At 76.3% G+C, this 959-nt stretch carries 1 protein-coding gene; it reads right to left on the bottom strand.

Annotated features, from left to right (window positions below; genetic code table 11):
- The coding region (locus G3I65_RS51975) for a glutamine synthetase (protein WP_160703448.1) at positions 1-959 on the bottom strand (959 nt) is incomplete at both ends.

The raw sequence follows: 959 nt of genomic DNA, 5'->3' as shown, positions 1-959 counted from the left end.
CCAGGCGGGGGTCCGACGGCGGCCCGGCGACGCGCACCGCCGCGGTCCGGTCGTCGTGGCCCCAGCGGACGTCACGCGGGGAGAACGGGGCCGTCCGCAGCCGGGCGTAGCTGTTCCACGTCGGCGCCCACACCGCCGTCAGCGCCCGCGCGTCGCGCAGCACGCCCGCCAGGAAGCCGCCCAGCAGGTCCGGCGGGGATCCGTCCACAGTGGACAACGACAGGTGCACGTGGCCGGAATTCCCTTGCCCCGGCTCGGGTGCGGCCAGGTAGGAGGCCGTGACCCCGTGGCGCGCGGCGGCCCGGCGCACGATCAGCTGCTGCAGCAGCACGTCGTCGCACGCGGCCAGGGCGTCCCGGTGGCGCAGCACGACTTCGTACTGCCCCGGGTGGCACTCCGCGCGCGCGGATTCGACGCCCAGCCCGGCTTCGGCGAGCCCGGACCGGATATCGGCGAGCAGCGGCGCCAGGTGCTCGGTGCCGCCGATCGCGTAGTCGGTGCCGTGCGTGGTGAGCGGTCCCTTCGCGCCGGTGAACACCACCTCGTGCTCGATGCCCACCGACGGCACCAGGCCGAGCCCCTCCAGTGCCGCGAGCTGCCCGCGCAGCACCTCTCGCGGGGCGAGTTCGGCGATCCGGCCCGACGGCCACTCGGCGTCGCAGACCACCGCCCACGTCCGGTCGCCCAGCGGGATCGCCGTCGCCGCGTCCGGGCGCATCCGCAGGTCGCCGAAGCCTTCGAGGTACCCGCCCAGCACGCCGGACGCCGCGAGCGGTTCGCGGTCCGGGGTCCACGCGAAGACGTAGCCGCAGACGCCGTAGCCGTCGTCGAGGACCGAAGCGGCGAACGGCGCGGCCAGCTCGACCGCGGCGAAGCGGGCGTGCGGGTCGGGCACCAGCAGGAGCAGACGCGCGCCGTCCTCCGCGAGCACCCCGCGCAGCACGGCGGTCCCGTCGGCG

The organism is Amycolatopsis sp. SID8362, assembly GCF_010550475.1.
Lineage (GTDB): Bacteria > Actinomycetota > Actinomycetes > Mycobacteriales > Pseudonocardiaceae > Amycolatopsis > Amycolatopsis eburnea.
This window is presented reverse-complemented; position numbering and strand designations above follow the sequence as displayed.